Origin of the sequence: Brevundimonas sp. UBA5936 (assembly GCA_002430835.1) — a bacterium.
Taxonomy (GTDB): Bacteria; Pseudomonadota; Alphaproteobacteria; order Caulobacterales; family Caulobacteraceae; genus Brevundimonas.
Genome location: DJDA01000115.1, coordinates 1 through 18,594 on the forward strand (window position 1 = coordinate 1; position 18,594 = coordinate 18,594).

Consider the following 18,594-nt stretch of genomic DNA (forward strand, 5'->3'; position numbering starts at 1 on the left):
GGCGGCGCGGGCCTCCTACCAGCTTGGGCAGGAAGCGGCCGGAAAATCCACCGTGGGCGCGGGCGCCGCCGGCGTCGCGCGCGCCGCGGGCGGAGCGATGCGGCAGAGCGCGCGATCGGCCGCCTCGCGTCTTTCGGGGCCGTTTCGCGAGAGCGCCCAGAAGGGGAGGGACGCCGCGTGGAACGCCGTGAACGGCGCGCCGCCACCCGCACCCGGCGCGCGTCCGGACGCGGCGGCCGCCCCGGCGTGGGCGCAGCGGATGCGCGGCGAACAGACCTCCCGCCACCGGATGCACATGGCCGCCCAGACCGTGAAGGACGGCGATCGTCCGGGCGCTCCGGCCAATCCCGACCTCAGTCAGAAGGACGACTAGCATGAAATTCAAGCGACCCATCCAACGCTATGGCCGGACGCCTCAGCCGGAAACGCCTTATCAGCGTGCAGGTCAGCTGTGGGACGACCGTCTCGGCTCCGCCCGCGTTCAGGCCCGCAATTGGCGGCTGATGGCCTTCGGCTGCCTCATGATCAGCGGCGGGCTCGCGGCCGGCAATGTCTGGCAGTCGACCCAGAGCCGCGTGGCGCCCTACGTGGTCGAGGTCGATCGGCTGGGAGAGGCGCGCTCGGTCGCGCCCGCCATCCAGAACTACCGCCCGACCGACGGCCAGACCATCTGGCACCTCGCGCGCTTCGTCGCCAATGTCCGTTCCGTCTCGACCGACCCCGTGCTGGTCAAGCAGAACTGGCTGGAGGCGTACGACTTCGCCACGGACCGCGGAGCGCGGTTTCTCAATGAGTACGCCCGCACCAACGACCCGTTCTCCATGATCGGCGAGCGCAGCGTGTCGGTTCAGGTCACGAGCGTCGTGCGCGCATCGGATTCGTCGTTCCAGGTGAAATGGGTCGAGCAGACCTATGAGCGGGGCAGCCTCGCCAGGACCGAGCGCTGGACGGGCATTCTGACGACGGTCCTTCGCACGCCGAAAACGGCGGACGCGCTTCGCAAGAACCCTCTTGGTCTGTTCGTCAATGCGATCGACTGGTCCCGCGAACTCGACACGACCGCGGCGACGCAGTCGCCGGTCGGAGCGGCGCCGTTTCCCAACCCGTCCATCGCCGCCCCTGAAGGAGATACGCTGTGATCCGTTTGCCGCTTGCCGGGGTCTCCGCCCTGGCGCTCGCCGCGTGCGCGGGGAAAACACCGCCGCCCGCCATCGCCTACGACCCCGTCGATTTTCAGCCCGCCGTCGTCGTGGCGGAACCGCCGATCCCGGTCGAAATCATAGAGACCCCGGTCCCGTTGCCGCTGCCGGGCCAACTCCAACCTCCGCCTGCCGTGCGGCGGGAGGCCGGCTCGCCCACGACCCGTGTCGAAGCCGCAAACCGCGCCGCGATGCAGGAGCCGTCGCGCGCGGGCTACGTCAACGCCGTGCAGGTCTACCCCTGGACCGAGGGCGCGCTCTACCGGCTCTATGCCGCGCCGGAACGGGTCAGCGACATTGCGCTTCAACCGGGCGAAGAACTGATCGCAGTCTCCGCCGGCGACACCGTGCGCTGGGTCATCGGCGATACGGTGAGCGGGGCCGGCGACCATCGGCGGGTGCATGTCCTGGTCAAGCCCTTCGCGGCAGGGCTGCACACCAATATGGTCATCACCACGACCCGTCGCGCCTATCATCTCGCGCTGGAAAGCACCGATGCGACCGCGATGGCGGCGATCTCCTGGACCTATCCGCAGGACCGGTTACTGGCGTTGCACCGGCGAAATGATGCGGCCGCGGCGGCGCAGACGATCGCGCCCGCTGTCGCTGTCGAGAACCTGCGCTTCCGCTATGCGATCACCGGCGATGCGCCGCCGTGGCGGCCGCTCCGCGCCTGGGACGACGGGGCGAAGGTCTATATCGAGTTTCCGGCCCGACTCGATCAGGGGGAGGCGCCGCCGCTGTTCGTCGTCGGCCCGCTCGGCGCCGCCCAACTCGTGAACTACCGGGTCAGCGGACATCACTACATCGTTGATCGGTTGTTCACCGCCGCGGAACTGCGCATGGGCGAAGCGCCGCAGCAGGTCGTGCGGATTACCCGAACCGATGGCGATCAGCGGCGCGGCCGGAGGGCGTCGCGATGATCGACGAGCCCGACACGCCCCGCGAGACCCCTTCGCGCGAAAGCACGCCCAAATCCTCTCCCGACGCCTTTACCCTGCGCGCTGCGCCGCGCCGCATCGTCCGGTTCAAGCGCGGCGTCGTGATCGGCGGTGCCGCGGCCGGGGCGGCGGCGATCGCGGGCGTCGCCTGGCTCGCGCTGGGGCCTGCGACGCTCCGGGTTGCAGAACCCGTCGACGAGCCGGTCATTACGGATCGCCGACCAACAGCGGACGCCGTCGCGGACCTTCCCGGCGACTACGGCTCCATACCTCAACTCGGGCCGCCGCTTCCCGGCGACCTCGGGCGCGCGATCCTGGATGAGGAGCGCGGCGGCGGCGCGTCTCTCGATGGTGGACAGCCTACGATCTCAGCGGCGGAGCAGGCGCTTGAGGCGGAGCGTCAGCGTCAGGCGGCACAGGCGGGACAGGCGCGGGAGTCCGGCGTGATGGTGCAACTCGCGCGTCAGGCTCCCGCCACGGCCGAAGCCGCTCCGATAGGGGCGGCCCCGACGGCCGCGCCCGACGGGGAAGGGGAGGGGCGCCTTGGCGTCGATCCCCAGCGCGATCCGAACGGCCAGCAGCGCAAGTTGGATTTCGTGGCGCAGGGGCCCTCCTCGACGATCAACCCGCACCGGATTCAGTCGCCGGCTTCGCCGTATCAGGTCATGGCCGGCAGCGTCATCGCGGCTAGTTTGATGACGGGTCTGCGCTCCGATCTTCCCGGCTTCGTCACAGCCCAGGTCACGGAGAATGTCTACGACACCGCGACGGGGCGCATCCTGCTTATCCCGCAAGGCGCGCGCCTGATCGGCAGCTATGACAGCGTCGTGGCCTTCGGTCAGAGCCGGGCGCTACTGGTCTGGCAGCGCATCATCCTGCCTGACGGCGCCTCGCTCCAACTCGACAACCTCCCTGCGACGGATGCTGCGGGCTACGCTGGGCTCGCCGACAAGGTGGATTTCCATACATGGCGGCTCCTTAAGGGCGTCGCGCTTTCCACCCTGCTCGGGGTCGGAACGGAGCTGAGCATCGACGGCGAGAGCGACCTCGTCCGGGCCGTCCGCGAGTCGACCCAGCAGTCCAGCAGTCAGGCCGGGCAACAGATCGTCACCCGGAATCTCGACGTCCAACCCACCATCACCATCCGCCCCGGATTTCCGCTGCGCGTGATCGTCCACAAGGATCTCGTGCTGCGTCCGTGGGGCCGCTGAGAGGAGAGAGCCCATGCTGAAGCTCGGCAAACTGCCTGATCGGACGCCGATCAAGCTCACCGTCACCGTCACGCCGGACCTCCATCGGTCGCTGACTGACTACGCCGGAGTCTATCGCGAGGCATACGGCGACAAGGCGGAAGTCTCGGACCTTGTCCCGGCGATGCTCGAAGCCTTCCTCGCCGGCGACAGGGAGTTCGCCAAGGCGCTGAAGGCGAAGGGAGGCTGAGATGGGCGTCATCGGAAAGTTCAAGCCGACCAAGCAGGGCGGCTGGGAAGGCCGCATCGAAACTCTCCTCATCGACCGGAAAATCCGGTTCGTTCCGAACGACGACCGTCGAAACGACAACTCGCCGGACTATGTCGTCATGCTCGGCTGGTCGCGCGTCGGCGAGGCCTGGAAAGCGACGTCGCGGGGAGAAAATCCGCGAGACTATCTCCGCGTTCGGTTGAACGACCCCTGGTCGGAGCCGAAGCGCGCGACCCTGTTTACAGCGCCGGACGGCGCCACCGCCGAGCTGGTCTGGAGCCGCCAGCATCGGACGCGGGATTGGGACGATGAACCCTGACCGCCGATCTGTGTCGTCCATTCCGCAGAAAGTCGTTCGTCCGTCGCGGCGCGGCGGCCACTTTTCCGCGGACCTCGCGCGTGACGCGCAAGCGCACTTCCAGAAGCAGTCGATAGGGGACGTTTCAGAAGTCGAGGCGCGGGCGATGCTCGCCGATCTGACGGACCTCTTTCGTATCCTCATCGAATGGGAGTCGAAGCGTAGAGCAACGCCTAGACGGTCTATTGCAAAGTCACGCAAGAAGGAGTGATAAGATGGATCATGCCTTCGCGTCGCGTTGCAATAGATTTTCATATGTAATTGAAATATATAGCAACATTCTTCGCTTTGCGAGTTATTTGCTTGATTGGTTCTGCTGGTTCGTTAGGATTCTGCGTCCGGCGTTGTCGATGCTCTTTTTTGGATTGAGCCGTTGCCGCGCCGTTATCGCCTTTGCTCGGCGATCTTAGCGGGAGACAGATATGGCCAGTCGGAGAATCGCGCGTTCTGCACCAGTCGTCGAGATAAGGCGGGCTGTTATGTATGCTCGTGTTTCATCGAAGGAGCAGGATCGGGAAGGGTTTTCCATCCCGGCTCAAACCAAGCTGATGAAAGACTACGCCGATGCCAACGATATTCAGGTGGCGCGGGAATTTGTCGACGTTGAAACCGCCAAGAAGAGCGGGCGCACCAGCTTCAACGAAATGCTGCAATACATTCGCCGGCACCCTACAGTTCGGATGCTTCTGGTCGAAAAGACCGACAGACTCTATCGCAATCTCAAGGATTGGGTGACGGTCGACGACCTCGACATCGAAATTCATTTCGTAAAAGAGGGTGTCGTCCTCTCGCAGGACTCGCGCTCTTCCGAAAAGTTCATGCACGGCATCAAGGTGCTGATGGCGAAAAACTATATCGACAATCTGTCGGAAGAAACCCGAAAGGGCATGTTGGAGAAGGCTGAACAGGGCCTGTGGCCGACCGTCGCACCGATCGGCTACCTGAACGTCGAAGGTCCGAACGGTAAGAAAATTATCACCATTGATCCGGCGCTCGGTCCGCTCGTTCAGCGCCTATATGAGTGGTATTCTACAGGCCAATACTCGCTAAAGGACGTTTCCAAGAAGGCTCGGCTGGCTGGCTTGACCTACCGGAAGAGTGGCGCGCCCATAGGCGTAAGCACGGTCCATACGATCCTGCGGAACCGAATTTATACCGGCGCCTTCGAATGGCTGGGCAAGGTCTATCAAGGCTCCCACGCGCCGTTGATCTCCGAGGACCTTTGGAGCGCGGTCCAGGATGTCCTGGACGGGCGCAAGGCAGCCAACATTCGCGCCAGCGCAAACGACTTTCCGTTCACCGGCATGATGACGTGCGGTCATTGTGGTTGCGCGATGGTCGGTGAGATCAAAAAACAGCGATACATTTATTACCACTGCACGGGCTTCAAAGGAAAATGCGGCGAGCCGTATGTCCGCGAGGAGGTGCTGGAGCAGCGATTCGCCGGACTGTTGCGGCAACTGCGATTCGATGATGCTGCTTTTGAACTGATCCAACGCGCCTTGCGCGAAAGTCTTCAGGATGAAACCCGTGAGCGTAGGGCGGCAATTGAGCGGCTCCGCGGCGAGGCCGATCGGCTACAGGCCCGCATCGAGCGAATGTACGAAGACAAACTCGACGGGGTGGTCACCGACGACTTCTATCGCCGGATGCAAATCGTGTGGCGCGAGGAGCGGGATCGTTGTCTGAAGGACATTGAGCGGCACCATAGCGCTGATGACGAGTATATCGGTAACGGGATTGCGCTGATCCGTCTCGGACGGGAAGCGCACGATCTCTTCGAGCAGGCCTCCGCTTCAGAGAAGCGAAGGGTGCTGAATCTCGTACTTTCGAACTGCTCCTGGGCCCATGGAGAGCTTACGGCAAAGTTCCGTCAACCATTTGATTTATTGTCGGAAACTATCGCCCAATCGACCCTCCCAAAGAAGGGTGAAGCAGGCGATTTGCCCGAAAATGAGAAATGGCTCCGCGGGTAGGATTCGAACCTACGACCAGCCGATTAACAGTCGGCTGCTCTACCACTGAGCTACCGCGGAACATCCCCTCGGGGGAGGCCGGCGTATAGCAGCGCCTTTTCGATTCATGCAACGGGTAAAAGGCAGAAATCGCCAAATTTTTCGCAAAGCCATACGCTACAAGGCTCCGCATGACGCCAATCCATGTGAACGACCCGGATGACCCGCGCATCGCCGCCTTTCGCGATGTGAAGGAGCGCGACCTGACTGGTCGGCAGGGCTTGTTCGTGGCCGAGGGCGAGGTCGTTCTGCGTGTTCTGGCGTCGGCGGCGTCGCGCTGCGCGCCTGTGGCGGTTCTGATCGCTGAAAAGCGGCTGGAGGGGCTGAGTGAGGTGCTGGAGCGGCTGCCAGGCGATGTGCCGGTCCATGTGGCGCCCCAAACGGTGCTGAACGCTGTGGCGGGGTTTGACCTGCACAGGGGCATATTGGCGCTCGGACGCAAGCCGCAACCGGTGATGCCGGGCGATCTGCTGGATAGCCTGCCTGAGCGGGCTGTGGTGGTCGTAGCATGCGGAATCGGCAATCACGACAACATGGGCGGCCTGTTCCGTAATGCGGCGGCCTTTGGCGCAGGCGCGGTGCTGTTGGATCAGACCTGCTGTGATCCTTTTTACCGCAAGGCGATCCGCGTTTCTGTGGGGGCGGTGCTGAGAACGCCGATGGCGACCGCGCTGGAGGCAGGGGCCATGATCGATCTGTTGCAGGGCAGGGGATTTGAGGTGCTGGCGCTGACGCCTTCGGCAGAGCAGGCGCTGGCGGCGTTCAGGCCGGGCAGGCGAACGGCGCTTCTGCTGGGCAGCGAAGGGCCGGGCCTGCCGCGCGAGATCATCGCGCGCTGTCGCCCCGTCGGAATCCGCATGGCGGGAGGATTCGATTCGCTGAACGTGGCGGCGACCAGCGCTGTGGCCCTGCACCATCTGGCGACGGCGGATCAAAGCTAGGGCCGGAAACAGGAAAGCCGCCCCGAAGGGCGGCTTTGCCGATGTTCGCCGCGATGGAGGCCTGACCGGGAATCGAACCCGGGTGCAAGGATTTGCAGTCCTCTGCGTCACCACTCCGCCATCAGGCCGTGACCCCGTATTTCATGGGCCCCGCCATCGCGAGGGCCGTCAGCTATCAGATCGGATTGTCCGCTGCAACGCACGGACCTATAAGCGCGTCACATTTCTTCGCCTGAGCCGACCTGAAGGACTTCGGATTATGGATTTCGCCGCCGCCCGCAAGGTGATGCTGGACTCGCAGGTCCGCGTGAACGACGTCACCGACCGCCAACTGCACGCCGCCATCGGCGCTGTGGAGCGCGAGCGATTCTGCGCCGCCGACCGCGCCTTCTCGGCCTATGCCGACGTCGAGCCTGAAATCGCGGGCGACCGTCGCCTGATGCTGCCGCGCGATGTGGCCAAGCTGCTGCAAGGGTTGGACGCCCGCGCCGGTGAAAAGGCCCTGGCGATCGCCGCGCCGTACGCCGCCGCCGTCCTGGCGCACATGGGCCTGTCGGTTACGGCTCAGGAATCCGACGCGGCCGTGTTCGACGTGGTCGGCGCCGCCCTGGCCGAGGCCGGGGTCGAGACCGTCGTGGCTCCACTAAGCCAGCCGCAGGGCGAGGGCTACGACCTGATCATCAGTGAAGGCGCGGTCATTGAGCGCCCCGAATCGTGGATTGCGGCCCTGCGTCCGGGCGGCCGTCTGGCTGTGGTGGAGCGCGACGGCGCCAGCGGCGCGGCGATCCTCTATGTGCGTGGTCGCGAAGGCGTTTCGCGGCGCGAATTGTTCGACGCTGCGCCTGAGTTGCTGGCGGAAATGGTCCCGGCGCCTGCGTTTGCGCTCTAAGGCCATTGGCGGCGACGGAAGGGGCGTCGCGCTGCGTGAAAAAAACTTAACTGGCGTCGGACGCGGCTAGCCCCCAACTACGCCGCTACAAGGCAGTACAGGCGCGCCGGATGGGGGCGTCAGGCAGGGACAGGTTCATGTTGAAACGCTCGCGCGCGCTCGCTTCGGTCGCACTGGTCGCATTGACGATGGGGGCGACGCCTGTCTTCGCCGAGTCGCTTCAGGAAGCCATCGGTCTGGCCTATCGCACCAATCCGACCCTGTTGGCGCAACGGGCGAATCAACGGGCCCTGGATGAGAGCATCGTCCAGGCGCGCGCGGGTCTGCGTCCGACCGTCAACGCCTCGGCGGGTGTCGATTACAGCCGCACCCGCACCGATCGGGTGACGACGACGATCCCCGGTCAGACCTTCCCGATCGACACCAACGGCGACGGCGTGCCTGACGCCACCGGCACGCTGCCGGGCAGCAGCAGCACCAGCGGCGGGACGATCGAAAGCGACGGCGCCAGCGCCAGCGTCAGTCTGACGCAGAACATCTGGACGGCTGGGCGCGTGTCGCACGGCATCTCTGCGGCCGAGGCCAATGTGCTGGCCGGTCGCGAGAACCTGCGTCAGGTCGAGCAGCAGGTCATGGTGACGGTTATTCAGGCTTACGCCGATGTCACCCGCGATCTGGAAATCCTGCGCATCCGCCAGGAGAACCTGAAGGTGCTGCGTCGCCAACTGGATGAATCGAACGCTCGATTCGAGGTCGGCGAGATCACCCGCACCGACGTCGCTCAGTCCGAAGCCCGTCTGGCGCAGTCCGAATCCGATCTGGCCAGCGCTCAGGCGCAACTGTCGGTGTCGCGCGCGGCCTACGCCGCCGTCGTGGGACAGGCGCCGTCCAACCTGCAGACGCTGCCGACGCTGCCGGGCCTGCCGACCGATTTCGACAGCGCCATGGACGTCGGCCTTGCCGAGAACCCCGGCGTGCTTTCCGCCGTTCACGCCCAGCGCGCGGCCGAGGCCAATGTGGCGGCGGCGCGAGCGGAGTATCTGCCTTCGGCGCGCCTGAACGCCTCCTATGGCGGGACGGCCAATGATCTGTCGGGCTTGGACCTGGGCGATCGCACCAGCTTTACGGCGGGCGCAACTGTCTCCGTGCCCTTGTTCACGGGCGGCCTGAATCGTTCGCGCGTCGCCCAGGCTCTGGAGCGCGCCAACGCTGCCCAGATCAACGTCGAGGGTGAGCGTCGTACGGTTCTGCAGTCGGTCAGCTCGGCCTATGCTCAAAGCGCTTCAGCGCGTTCCAGCGTTCAGGCCGGTGAACAGGCGGTGCGGGCCGCTTCGGTCGCCGCCGAGGGCGTGCGCCAGGAAGCTCAGGTCGGTCTGCGCACCACTCTGGACGTGCTGAACCAGGAGCTTGAACTGCGCAGCGCGGAAGTCGCCTTGACCAGCGCTCGCCGCAACGAATATGTGGCGCAGGCCCAGCTTCTGGCGGCCATGGGCCGTCTGGGCGGTCCCAATCTGGATCCGACGATCGAGGCCTATGACCCGTCCGACAACTATCGCGCGGTGCGCAATCGCGGCGCCCTGCCTTGGGATGGCGTGATCGAGGCCATCGACCGCGTCGCCGCCCCAGCCACGACGCCCGCCGTCGATGTCGAAGATGCGCCGGTTGATCGTCAGTTGAAGGGCGAAGTCGTTCGCACTGCTCCCCAGGGCTGAAGACTGAACGACAAAACGTCCGTTGATTCCGACGGGCGTTGATGCGACGACAGGATTCAAGGGGGAGGCGAGTCTGAAAGCTCGGTCCCCATCGTCGCCTGCCTAGTCCGCATCGGTTGGCGAGTGTCCCCGTTCGAGCGCCCAGGTTGAGGTTCCGACATGACCGAACAAGCCGCCCAGGAACCGACGATGGAAGAGATTCTGGCGTCGATCCGCCGGATTATCTCTGAAGACGACGCTCCGGTTGAAACCGCCGCCGCGACAGAGACGGCTCCTGAGCCCGCGCCGGAGCCAGAACCCGTCGTCGCCGAGCCGGAGCCCGCTCCCGTGGAGGACGAAGTGCTGGAACTGACCGAGCCTTATGAGGCGCCGGCCGCTGAAGCCATCGGCGATCTGGATGTGGCGGACGCTGCGCCGTTCCCGACTGAGCCCGCGCCGGCGGCGCCGCAATCCGTCGTCGCCGCGGCAGAGGTCGAAGCCCTGGTCGGCGAAACCGCTGCGGCCAGCGCGGCCTCGGCCTTCGCCGGTCTGGCTGCCAGCTTCCAGAAGCCGGAACCTGCGCCGGTCGCTTCGGCCGCCGACATGAACTTCATGAGCGGCAATACGGTCGAGGCCATGGTCCGCGAGATGCTGCGTCCGATGCTGAAGGATTGGCTGGACGCCAACCTGCCCGCCGTCGTCGAGACCCAGGTTCGCAAGGAAGTCGAACGCATCGCCCGCAACGCAGGCTGATCGCTTCAAAACCTAGCTGAGTTTTACGACGCCCCTCAGTCCGCTGAGGGGCGTTCGTTTTTCCAGTCGAACAGGGCCTCCAACAGACGCACGGCCTGACCGCGTTCGCTGGTCAGCTCGGGATCGCGGCCCAGCAGCAGGCGCGCATCGTCCGCCGCCGCCAGCAACAGCGAGCGGTGGCGGATCGGGTCGGCGAAACGATAGGCCGGGAAACCGCTCTGCTTCAGCCCCAGCGGGTCGCCGCCGCCGCGCAAGCGGAAGTCTTCCTCAGCGATGACGAAGCCGTCCTCGGTGCGACGCAGGGTCTCCAGCCGTTCCTTCGCCGTCTCACCCAGGGCGCCGTCTTCGCCGCCGTACAGCAGGATGCAGGAACTGGCCTTGGCGCCGCGCCCCACGCGCCCGCGAAGCTGGTGAAGCTGCGCCAGGCCGAAGCGGTCGGCATGTTCGATCACCATGATGGAGGCGTTGGGCACGTCGACGCCGACCTCGACCACGGTCGTCGCGACCAGAACGGGCAGGCGGCCCGCCGCGAACTCGGCCATCACCGCTTCGCGCTCCGCGCCCGGCATCTGGCCGTGGGCCAGGCCGACCTCGGTTCCCAGATATTTGCGCAGGTCATTGGCCCGATCCTCGGCGGCGGCCAGGTCGATAGCCTCGGATTCCGCCACCAGAGGACAGATCCAATAGGCTTGGGCGCCCGCCTCGACCGCCGCCTTCAGCCGTTTCGCCACCTCGCCGATGCGCGCCAACGGCAGGACAGCCGTGGTCACGGGCGTGCGGCCGGGCGGTTTCTCCATCAGGCGGCTGATCTCCAGTTCACCGTACTGGGTCAACTCCAGCGTGCGCGGGATCGGCGTCGCCGACATGGTCAGCAGATGGACGCCGCCGAGAGCCGGATCACCCTTGGCCTGCAAGCGCTGACGCTCGCGCACGCCGAAGCGGTGCTGCTCGTCGATGACGGCCAGGGCCAGCCGGTTGAACTGCACCGCGTCCTGGAACAGGGCGTGGGTGCCGATGGCGACCTGAGCCTCGCCGGACGAGAGGGCCGCCAGCTTGCCGCGCCGTTCGGCCGCGGTATCCCGTCCCGTCAGCAGCAGGCTGGACACGCCCGCCTGGTCCAGCAGGGGCGACAGCTTGTCGTAGTGCTGGCGCGCCAGGATTTCGGTCGGCGCCATCAGGGCGGCCTGGAACCCATTGGACGCCGTATCGGCGAGGGCTAGGGCCGCGACGGCGGTCTTGCCCGACCCGACATCGCCCTGAAGCAGCCGCCCCATCTGTTCGCCGGAACACAAGTCGGCGCGGATTTCCGCGACGGCCTGTTCCTGCGCGCCGGTCAGAGTGAAGGGTAGGGCGGCCAGCAACCGGGCGGACGCCTCACCCGGCGTGATGCGGGCGGCGGGCGTGATCTGACGCGCGCGACGGCGACGGGCCAGGGCCAACTGATGCGCGAACAGTTCGTCATAGGCCAGACGCTGGCGTACCGGCGCGTCCGGCGTCAGGTCGGCTTCGTTCGTCGGGGCGTGCAGGGCCTCCAGCGCCGGGCGCCAGCCGACCCAGCGCCGGGCCGCCAGCCAGTTCGGCTCCTGCCATTCGGGCAACTCAGGTGCGAGGGCCAGCGCGCCCTGCGCCAGCTTGCGGATCTGGCGCGAGGTCAGCCCCTGCGTCGCCGGATAGACGGGTTCGGACAGCGGAATCTCATCCGCCTTTTCGACCGGCAGGATGTAGTCGGGATGGGCGATCTGGACTTCACTGTTGAAGCGCTCGACCTTGCCCGTCACCAGACGGCGCGAACCGCGTGGAGCCAGGCTCTCGATATGACGCGGCGATCCGGCGAACCAGATCAGGTGGATGAAGCCAGTGTCGTCGATAGCGCGGACCTTGATCGGCGCGCCATGCTTGTGCGGCGGGATCAGGCGGTCGATCGTCACCTCGAAGACGCCGATCTCGCCGTCGATGGCCTCCATCGCCGTAGTGCGCCGCCGCTGGATCACGCCGCTGGGCGACAGAAACAGCACGTCGCGCACCAGCGGACCCGCCACCTTCTGCACCAGAGGCGCGCTGCGCGGCCCCACGCCTTTCAGCGTGGAAACGTCGGCGAACAGGGGAAAGAGAATCTCGGGCCTCATCATTGGACAGCATAGCTGGCGAAGCGGCGTCTGGAACGCTATCTGATCGGCCTCTTACCGAAGTGAACGGACAGGCAAGGAAACCGCGTGGCCGATATCGACGCACGTCCCGAGGACGCCCTGAATTCTGACGACCGCAAGACGCGACTGGGCCGCATCACCTTCCGCGCCTGGCGCCGGGGCTTCCGCGAGGCGGACATGGTGCTGGGTCCGTTCGCCGATCAGATTGCGCCGACGCTGGACGACGACGAACTGACCGAGTTCGAGCGCCTGCTGGATGAAGAAGACCAGTATCTCTACGCCTGGATCATCGAGCGCGAACCGACGCCGCCCGAGTTCGAAGGGCCCATGCTGGCCCGCATCCGCGCCTTCATGCGCGAACATGTTGCGGCCGAAGTGGCCAAGGGCATTGGTTGATGGACGCGGCGCTGGCGCGGACCGACGCAGAACTGGGCGGCGCGCCGGAGGGGCTGGACGCCCTGATCGTCGCTGAGCGGATCAAGGCTCAAGGCGGGACCGCCTTGTTCATCGCGCGCGATTATCAGCGCACAGGCAATTTCATCCAGGCGTTCCGCTTCTTCGCCAAGGATGTTGAAGTTCTTGAATATCCGTCGTGGGACTGTTTGCCCTATGACCGGCTGAGCCCTACGGCCTCGGTCGCGGCGCAGCGCATGGCGACGCTGACGCGGCTAGCGACGCGCGATCCGTCGGACCGGACGCGGCTACTGGTGGTCGCCACGGTCGCGGCCGCCGCCCAGCGCACGCCGCCGCGCAGCGCCGTCACTGGGGCCGGGTTTGCGGCCAAGGTCGGCGCCGATCTCGATACGGCGGCTCTGGAACGCTACGTCGCGGCCAACGGCTATGTGCGCGCCTCGACCGTGTCGGAGCGCGGCGAATACGCCATTCGGGGCGGGGTGATCGACGTCTTCCCGCCGGGCTTCGAGGAGCCGGTGCGCCTCGACATGTTCGGCTCCGAGCTGGAATCAATCCGCGCCTTCGATCCCGAGACCCAGCGCTCGACGCGCCAGTTGAAGGCTGTCTCTCTATCGCCCGTGTCCGAAGTGTTGATGGATGCAGATTCGATCTCGCGCTTCCGCAGCGGCTATCTGAACCTGTTCGGCGCGCCGGGCGACGAGCCCATGTACGCCGCGGTCAGCGAGGGCGCGCGCCGTCAGGGCGTCGAGCACTGGCTGCCGCTGTTCTACGACAGGCTGGATACGCTGTTCGACTATCTGCCGGACACGGCGCCGGTTTTCCTCGACAGCCAGACGGAGCAGGCGCGCGGCGAGCGCTGGAACTTGACCGTCGACGCCTATGAGGCGCGCAAGGAGGCGGCGCGCGGCAAGGGCGGAGCGGCCTATCGCGCCCTACCGCCTGCGCGGCTCTATCTGGACGACGGCGACTGGAACAGCGCGCTGGCCGGTCGCGCCGTGCGCCGTCTGTCGCCGCTGGCCGCCGGTTCGGGCGAGGACGCCGGCGGTCGACTGGGCCGCAGCTTCGCCGCCGAGCGGTCGCAGGACAGCGTCAACCTGTTCGCCGCCGTGGCCCAACACGCCGAGGCGCTGAAGGGGCAAGGCAAGCGCGTCCTGTTCGCCTCATGGTCCGAAGGCTCAGCCGAACGTCTGGCCGCCATGTTGGGCGATCATGGACTGACGCACGTCGTGGCGGTGCGCGACTGGGATGATGTGCAGGGCGCGCCGGACGGCATCTATCTGCGCGCGGTACTGCCGGTCGAGCATGGCTTCGTTACCGACGATCTGGCCGTCATCTCCGAGACCGATATTCTAGGCGACCGCTTGGCGCGGCCCAAGCGCAAGCGGCGGGCGTCCAACTTCCTGGCCGAAGCCTCGGCCCTGACGGCGGGTGATCTGGTCGTCCACCTGGATCACGGCATCGGCCGTTATGAGGGCCTGCGGACGCTGGAGATCCAGGAGGCGCCGCACGACTGCCTCGAACTCCTCTATGCCGGTGAGAGCAAGCTCTACCTGCCGGTTGAAAACATTGACCTTCTGACCCGTTACGGCACGGACGCCGAAGGGGTTCAGCTGGACCGTTTGGGCGGCGCGGGCTGGCAGGCGCGCAAGGCCAAGGCCAAGGAGCGCCTGCGCGCCATGGCCGAGGGGCTGATCGCTCTGGCCGCCAAGCGGGCGCTGCGGGTGTCCGACGCCATCACGCCGCCTGCGGGTCTGTTCGACGAGTTCTGTGCTCGCTTCCCCTATGAGGAGACGGACGATCAGCTGAACGCCATCGGCGACGTGCTGGAAGATCTGGGCAAGGGCACGCCGATGGATCGCCTGATCTGCGGCGACGTCGGCTTCGGCAAGACTGAGGTCGCCCTGCGCGCCGCCTTCGTGGTCGCCATGACGGGCCAACAGGTCGCCATCGTCTGCCCGACGACCCTGCTGGCGCGCCAGCATTTCAAGACCTTCAGCGAACGCTTCGCCGGCTGGCCGATCAAGGTGCGCCACCTGTCGCGCATGGTCACGGCCAAGGACGCCAACGAGACGCGCGCGGGCCTGAAGGACGGCAGTTTCGAGATCGTGGTCGGCACCCACGCCGTGCTGGCCGATCAGGTCGGCTTCAAGGATCTGGGCCTCGTCATCGTCGACGAGGAGCAGCACTTCGGCGTCAAGCACAAGGAGAAGCTGAAGTCTCTGCGGGCCGATGTTCACCTGCTGACCCTGACGGCCACGCCGATCCCGCGCACGCTGCAGATGGCGCTGTCGGGCATTCGCGAGATGTCGATCATCGCCACGCCGCCGGTCGACCGTCTGGCGGTGCGGACCTATGTCACGCCGTGGGATCCGGTGCTGGTGCGCGAAGCCCTGCTGCGCGAGAAATATCGCGGCGGTCAGGCCTATTACGTTGCGCCCCGCCTGAAGGATCTGCCGGACATCGAGCGGTTCCTGCGCGAACAGGTCCCCGAGGTGAAGTTCGTCGTCGGCCACGGCCAGATGAGCCCGACCCAGCTGGAAGCGGTCATGAGCGCCTTCTACGATGGCGAATATGACGTGCTTGTCTCGACCACCATCGTCGAGAGCGGCATCGACATTCCAACGGCCAACACGCTTGTCGTGCATCGCGCCGACATGTTCGGCCTGGCCCAGCTTCACCAGATCAGAGGCCGCATCGGCCGGTCCAAGGCGCGAGCCTTCGCCTATCTGACGACCGATCCGACCAAGCCGCTGAGCCTGTCGGCCGAGCGGCGTCTGCAGGTGCTGCAGTCGCTGGACAATCTGGGCGCAGGCTTCCAACTGGCCAGTCACGATCTGGACCAGCGCGGCGGCGGCAATCTGCTGGGCGACGAACAGTCGGGCCACATCCGCGAGGTCGGCGTCGAACTGTATCAGCAGATGCTGGAGGACGCCGTCGCCGAACTGCGCGAGCAGGGCGAGGCGGCGCCGGATCGCGGTTGGTCGCCTTCGATCAATGTCGGCGCGGCCGTATTGATTCCAGAGGATTATGTCCCGGACCTGAACGTCCGTCTGAGCCTGTATCGCCGCCTGTCCGACGCCGAGAAGATGGAGGACCGGGAGGCCATGGCCGCCGAGCTGATCGACCGGTTCGGCCCGTTGCCGGACGAGGCGCAGCAGCTTCTGCGGATCGTGGGAATCAAGGCCAACTGCCGCACGGCCATGATCGAGAAGATCGACATCGGGCCAAAGGGCGCGGTGCTGACCCTGCGCAACAACACCTTCCCCAACCCGATGGGGCTGGTGGGCCTGATCCAGAAGAACCACGCCTTCTGGAAGATCCGGCCGGATCAGAAGATCGTGGTGAAGGGCGATTGGCCCACGCCGGAGGATCGACTGAAGGTCGCCGAGCGCATTACCGCCGATCTGGCGAGGGTGGCGGGGGCGGCCTAGCCCCCGCGCCTCAGCCTACGCGGGCCTTCATGCTGCGTATCAGGGCGTCGAACAGGTTGACGTAGTCGTCGGTCCACGGCCGCACCTTGGTCGGCTCCAGCTTGCGCCAGCGACCGTCAGCCTTGAAATCAGCCAGCCCCTCGGCGGTCGGTGAGATGACCAGGGCCTCGGTCGAGGCTTCGGCCATCAGGGCGGCTTCTGGATTCTCGACGTAGACCTGATGCAGCTCGGCCGCGCCCAGTTCACGCGCGGCGGCGACGGCGGGCAGGGTGATCTCCAGATTGCGGTTGGACAGGTGCAGCACCACGACGCCTGTGGGCTTCAGCAGCTTCAGATAGCCTTCGATCGCTTCGCGGGTCAGCAGATGGGTCGGAACGGCGTCGGACGAGAAGGCGTCGATGACCAGCAGATCGTACGTGCCGCGCGGTTCCTTGTTCAGCGTCAGCCGCGCATCGCCCAGCACCGTGCGGATCGGTCCATCGGCGCAGTCCGAGATGAAGGTGAACCAGTTCGGATCGCGCGAAATGCGGTCGACCATGGGGTCGATCTCGAAGAAGGACATCTGATCCGAAGCGCGCTTATAGGCGGCCATGGCGCCGGAGCCCTGGCCAACCACGCCGATGACGGCGGCCGGGCTGCGGGCCTGGATCAGTTCGGCCGCCTGGCCCAGGGGCGTGGTGCGGGCGTAATACATGGTCGGGGCGCAGGCGAAGTTCGGATGGCGCGCCTGGGCGCCGTGCAGGGTGGTGCCGTGCATCAATACATGGATGTCGCCGCCCATCTTGGGTTCGGGTGTGACCGCCACGCGCATGACGCCGAAGAAGCTGCGCTCGGACAGGCTCCAGTCATAGCCGCGGCCGATGTAATGGGCGGACAGGGTCATGGCCGCGACGACGGCCGTGAACATGAGCACTCGATCGCGGACCAGGAATGCGAGAATGGCGGCGACGCCCAGAATGATCTGCGCCGTCGTGGTCAGTCCGAAATCGCTGAAGACCGTTCTCAGAGACGGGTTGTAGCGCAGCATCTCGAACAGCAGGGGCACGAAGCAGGCGATCATCAAACCGGCGGCCATCAGCCAGATTTCATGCTTGGCCGGACGATCGCCCAGCCAAGGACGGGCCAGGCAGACCAACGCCATGACCAGCGGATATTCCAGCACTGTCTCGAACACGACCGGCGCGATCAGGGCGGTGAAGGCGCCGCCCAACACGCCGCCCAGCGACAGCAACAGATAGAATTCGGTCAATCGGTCCGGCGCCGGACGCCGCGCCGCCATCTGCTGATGACACATCAGGGCGGTGAAGAAGAAGCCCAGAAGGTGCATGCCCAGCAGCGTCAGCCACTGGCCGGTCGTCATCCCGACCAGGGCGGCGATCAGCACCGTGAGGAAGGCCTGCAGCATGAGGGTGATGTGCAGAGGAATCCACGGCTTCGCCTGGAAGGCGATGACGAAGGTCAGCAGATAGAGGGCTAGCGGCGCGACCCAGAGGAAGGGGGCGGAGGCCACGTCCGTCGAAAGGTGAGCGGTGACGCCGAGCATCAGGCTGGAGGGCGCGGCCGCGAGCAGGACCAGTACGATCTTTCGACGCCAGGGAATGGGCGGGCTGCGGTCAGCGGCCTTCTGGGGCTGGGTGATGCGCGCGGCGCGCGGCATGAGGATCATGAGGCCCACCAGAATGATGGCGAAGACGCCATAGCCCACCGTCCAGCCCCACCTTTGTCCCGACAGGGAGGCCAGCGGCTCGATCAGGGCAGGATAGGCCAGCAGGGCCAGGAAACTTCCCAGGTTGGAAGCGGCGTAGAGGACATAGGGATTGGCGCCGTCGGGCCGCCCTGCACGAACGCGCGCATACCAGGCCTGCAGCAGGGGGGCCGTGGCCGATAGGATCGCGAACGGGGCGCCGACCGACAGCGCCAGCGCGCCGAGCAGCCAGCCGATCGGCGCGGCCGGGTCGGGATCGCCAAGGGCCTGGGTGATGCTGAGCGGCAGGAAGACGGCCGCAGCCGCCAACAGCACCAGATGGATGGTCGCCTGCGCCCGTATCGACGGGATGCGCTGCAGCAGGTGGGCGTAAAGATAGCCTGCCAGCAGGGCCGCCTGGAAGAAGACCATGGCGGTGTTCCACACCGACGGCGACCCGCCCAGCAGCGGCAGCACCAGCTTGGTCGTCATCGGTTGAACGACGAATACCAGGCTGGCCGAGGTGAAGACGGCGACGGCGAAGGCCGCAGGTGTTATCGCATCGACCTTGCGATGCGCCGGCGTCAGAGTTTGATCGGTCATGCGCTGCTTTCGACGTCGGGCGGCTGATTCCGTCCGACGAGGCTATGACGACTCGTGGACGGAGCGA

General features: G+C 66.1%; 14 protein-coding genes, 2 tRNA genes and 1 pseudogene. 13 read left to right on the forward strand and 4 right to left on the reverse strand.

The features are described from left to right. The 7 genes and pseudogenes from B2Y21_RS11410 to B2Y21_RS11440 all read left to right on the forward strand — a co-directional run. Positions 1-373, forward strand: a pseudogene (locus B2Y21_RS11410) (P-type conjugative transfer protein TrbL); the annotation flags it as partial. A 1-nt stretch (position 374) separates the two neighbouring features. Further along, positions 375-1,139 (forward strand): conjugal transfer protein TrbF, encoded by a 765-nt coding sequence (gene trbF / locus B2Y21_RS11415; protein WP_292059865.1) that lies wholly within the window; start codon positions 375-377, stop codon positions 1,137-1,139. Beyond that, positions 1,136-2,122 (forward strand): P-type conjugative transfer protein TrbG, encoded by a 987-nt coding sequence (trbG, locus tag B2Y21_RS11420; protein WP_292059866.1) that lies wholly within the window; start codon positions 1,136-1,138, stop codon positions 2,120-2,122. The genes trbF and trbG overlap by 4 nt, the downstream gene beginning before the upstream one ends. Continuing rightward, the gene (locus B2Y21_RS11425; protein ID WP_292059867.1) at positions 2,119-3,351 is read left to right on the forward strand and encodes a TrbI/VirB10 family protein; all 1,233 of its coding nucleotides are present in this window, start codon (positions 2,119-2,121) and stop codon (positions 3,349-3,351) included. The genes trbG and B2Y21_RS11425 overlap by 4 nt, the downstream gene beginning before the upstream one ends. 13 nt (positions 3,352-3,364) lie before the next feature. After that, positions 3,365-3,580, forward strand: coding sequence for a DUF2274 domain-containing protein (locus tag B2Y21_RS11430; protein ID WP_292059870.1), 216 nt, complete (start codon positions 3,365-3,367; stop codon positions 3,578-3,580). Between the two features lies 1 nt (position 3,581). Next, entirely contained in the window at positions 3,582-3,920 is a 339-nt protein-coding gene (locus B2Y21_RS11435; protein ID WP_292059872.1) for a DUF736 domain-containing protein, read from the forward strand. A 518-nt stretch (positions 3,921-4,438) separates the two neighbouring features. Further along, complete coding sequence (locus B2Y21_RS11440; protein WP_292059874.1) at positions 4,439-5,935, forward strand: recombinase family protein; 1,497 nt, start codon at positions 4,439-4,441, stop codon at positions 5,933-5,935. On the opposite strand, the gene B2Y21_RS11445 is transcribed toward B2Y21_RS11440, so the two are convergent. Beyond that, a tRNA-Asn gene (locus B2Y21_RS11445) sits at positions 5,921-5,995 on the reverse strand. The genes B2Y21_RS11440 and B2Y21_RS11445 overlap by 15 nt on opposite strands. A gap of 110 nt (positions 5,996-6,105) precedes the next feature. On the opposite strand from B2Y21_RS11445, the gene B2Y21_RS11450 reads away from it, so the two are divergent. Then, a complete protein-coding gene (locus B2Y21_RS11450) occupies positions 6,106-6,915 on the forward strand; it encodes a TrmH family RNA methyltransferase (protein WP_292059876.1) in 810 nt (269 codons plus the stop codon). Positions 6,916-6,969: 54 nt separating this feature from the next. Here B2Y21_RS11450 and B2Y21_RS11455 read toward each other — a convergent pair. After that, positions 6,970-7,043 (reverse strand) — tRNA-Cys (locus tag B2Y21_RS11455). Positions 7,044-7,174: 131 nt separating this feature from the next. Here B2Y21_RS11455 and B2Y21_RS11460 point away from each other — a divergent pair. From B2Y21_RS11460 to B2Y21_RS11470, 3 genes are all read left to right on the forward strand, one after another. Then, on the forward strand, positions 7,175-7,804 hold the full coding sequence (locus B2Y21_RS11460) for a protein-L-isoaspartate O-methyltransferase family protein (RefSeq protein WP_292059877.1): 630 nt from the start codon (positions 7,175-7,177) through the stop codon (positions 7,802-7,804). Between the two features lie 137 nt (positions 7,805-7,941). After that, positions 7,942-9,516 (forward strand): TolC family outer membrane protein, encoded by a 1,575-nt coding sequence (locus B2Y21_RS11465; protein ID WP_292059879.1) that lies wholly within the window; start codon positions 7,942-7,944, stop codon positions 9,514-9,516. Positions 9,517-9,675: 159 nt separating this feature from the next. Beyond that, the gene (locus B2Y21_RS11470; RefSeq protein ID WP_292059881.1) at positions 9,676-10,248 is read left to right on the forward strand and encodes a DUF2497 domain-containing protein; all 573 of its coding nucleotides are present in this window, start codon (positions 9,676-9,678) and stop codon (positions 10,246-10,248) included. A 35-nt stretch (positions 10,249-10,283) separates the two neighbouring features. Here B2Y21_RS11470 and recG read toward each other — a convergent pair whose 3' ends face one another. Continuing rightward, a complete protein-coding gene (gene recG, locus B2Y21_RS11475) occupies positions 10,284-12,374 on the reverse strand; it encodes an ATP-dependent DNA helicase RecG (RefSeq protein ID WP_292060055.1) in 2,091 nt (696 codons plus the stop codon). An 87-nt stretch (positions 12,375-12,461) separates the two neighbouring features. On the opposite strand from recG, the gene B2Y21_RS11480 reads away from it, so the two are divergent. Both B2Y21_RS11480 and mfd read left to right on the forward strand, forming a co-directional pair. Further along, positions 12,462-12,791: a succinate dehydrogenase assembly factor 2 gene (locus B2Y21_RS11480; protein ID WP_292059883.1), complete on the forward strand. Its 330-nt coding sequence runs from the start codon at positions 12,462-12,464 to the stop codon at positions 12,789-12,791. Then, the gene (mfd, locus tag B2Y21_RS11485) at positions 12,791-16,240 is read left to right on the forward strand and encodes a transcription-repair coupling factor (RefSeq protein WP_292059885.1); all 3,450 of its coding nucleotides are present in this window, start codon (positions 12,791-12,793) and stop codon (positions 16,238-16,240) included. Before B2Y21_RS11480 ends, mfd begins: the two co-directional genes overlap by 1 nt. 10 nt (positions 16,241-16,250) lie before the next feature. On the opposite strand, the gene B2Y21_RS11490 is transcribed toward mfd, so the two are convergent. Then, entirely contained in the window at positions 16,251-18,527 is a 2,277-nt protein-coding gene (locus B2Y21_RS11490) for a fused MFS/spermidine synthase (protein WP_292059887.1), read from the reverse strand. Positions 18,528-18,594: the final 67 nt, after the last annotated feature.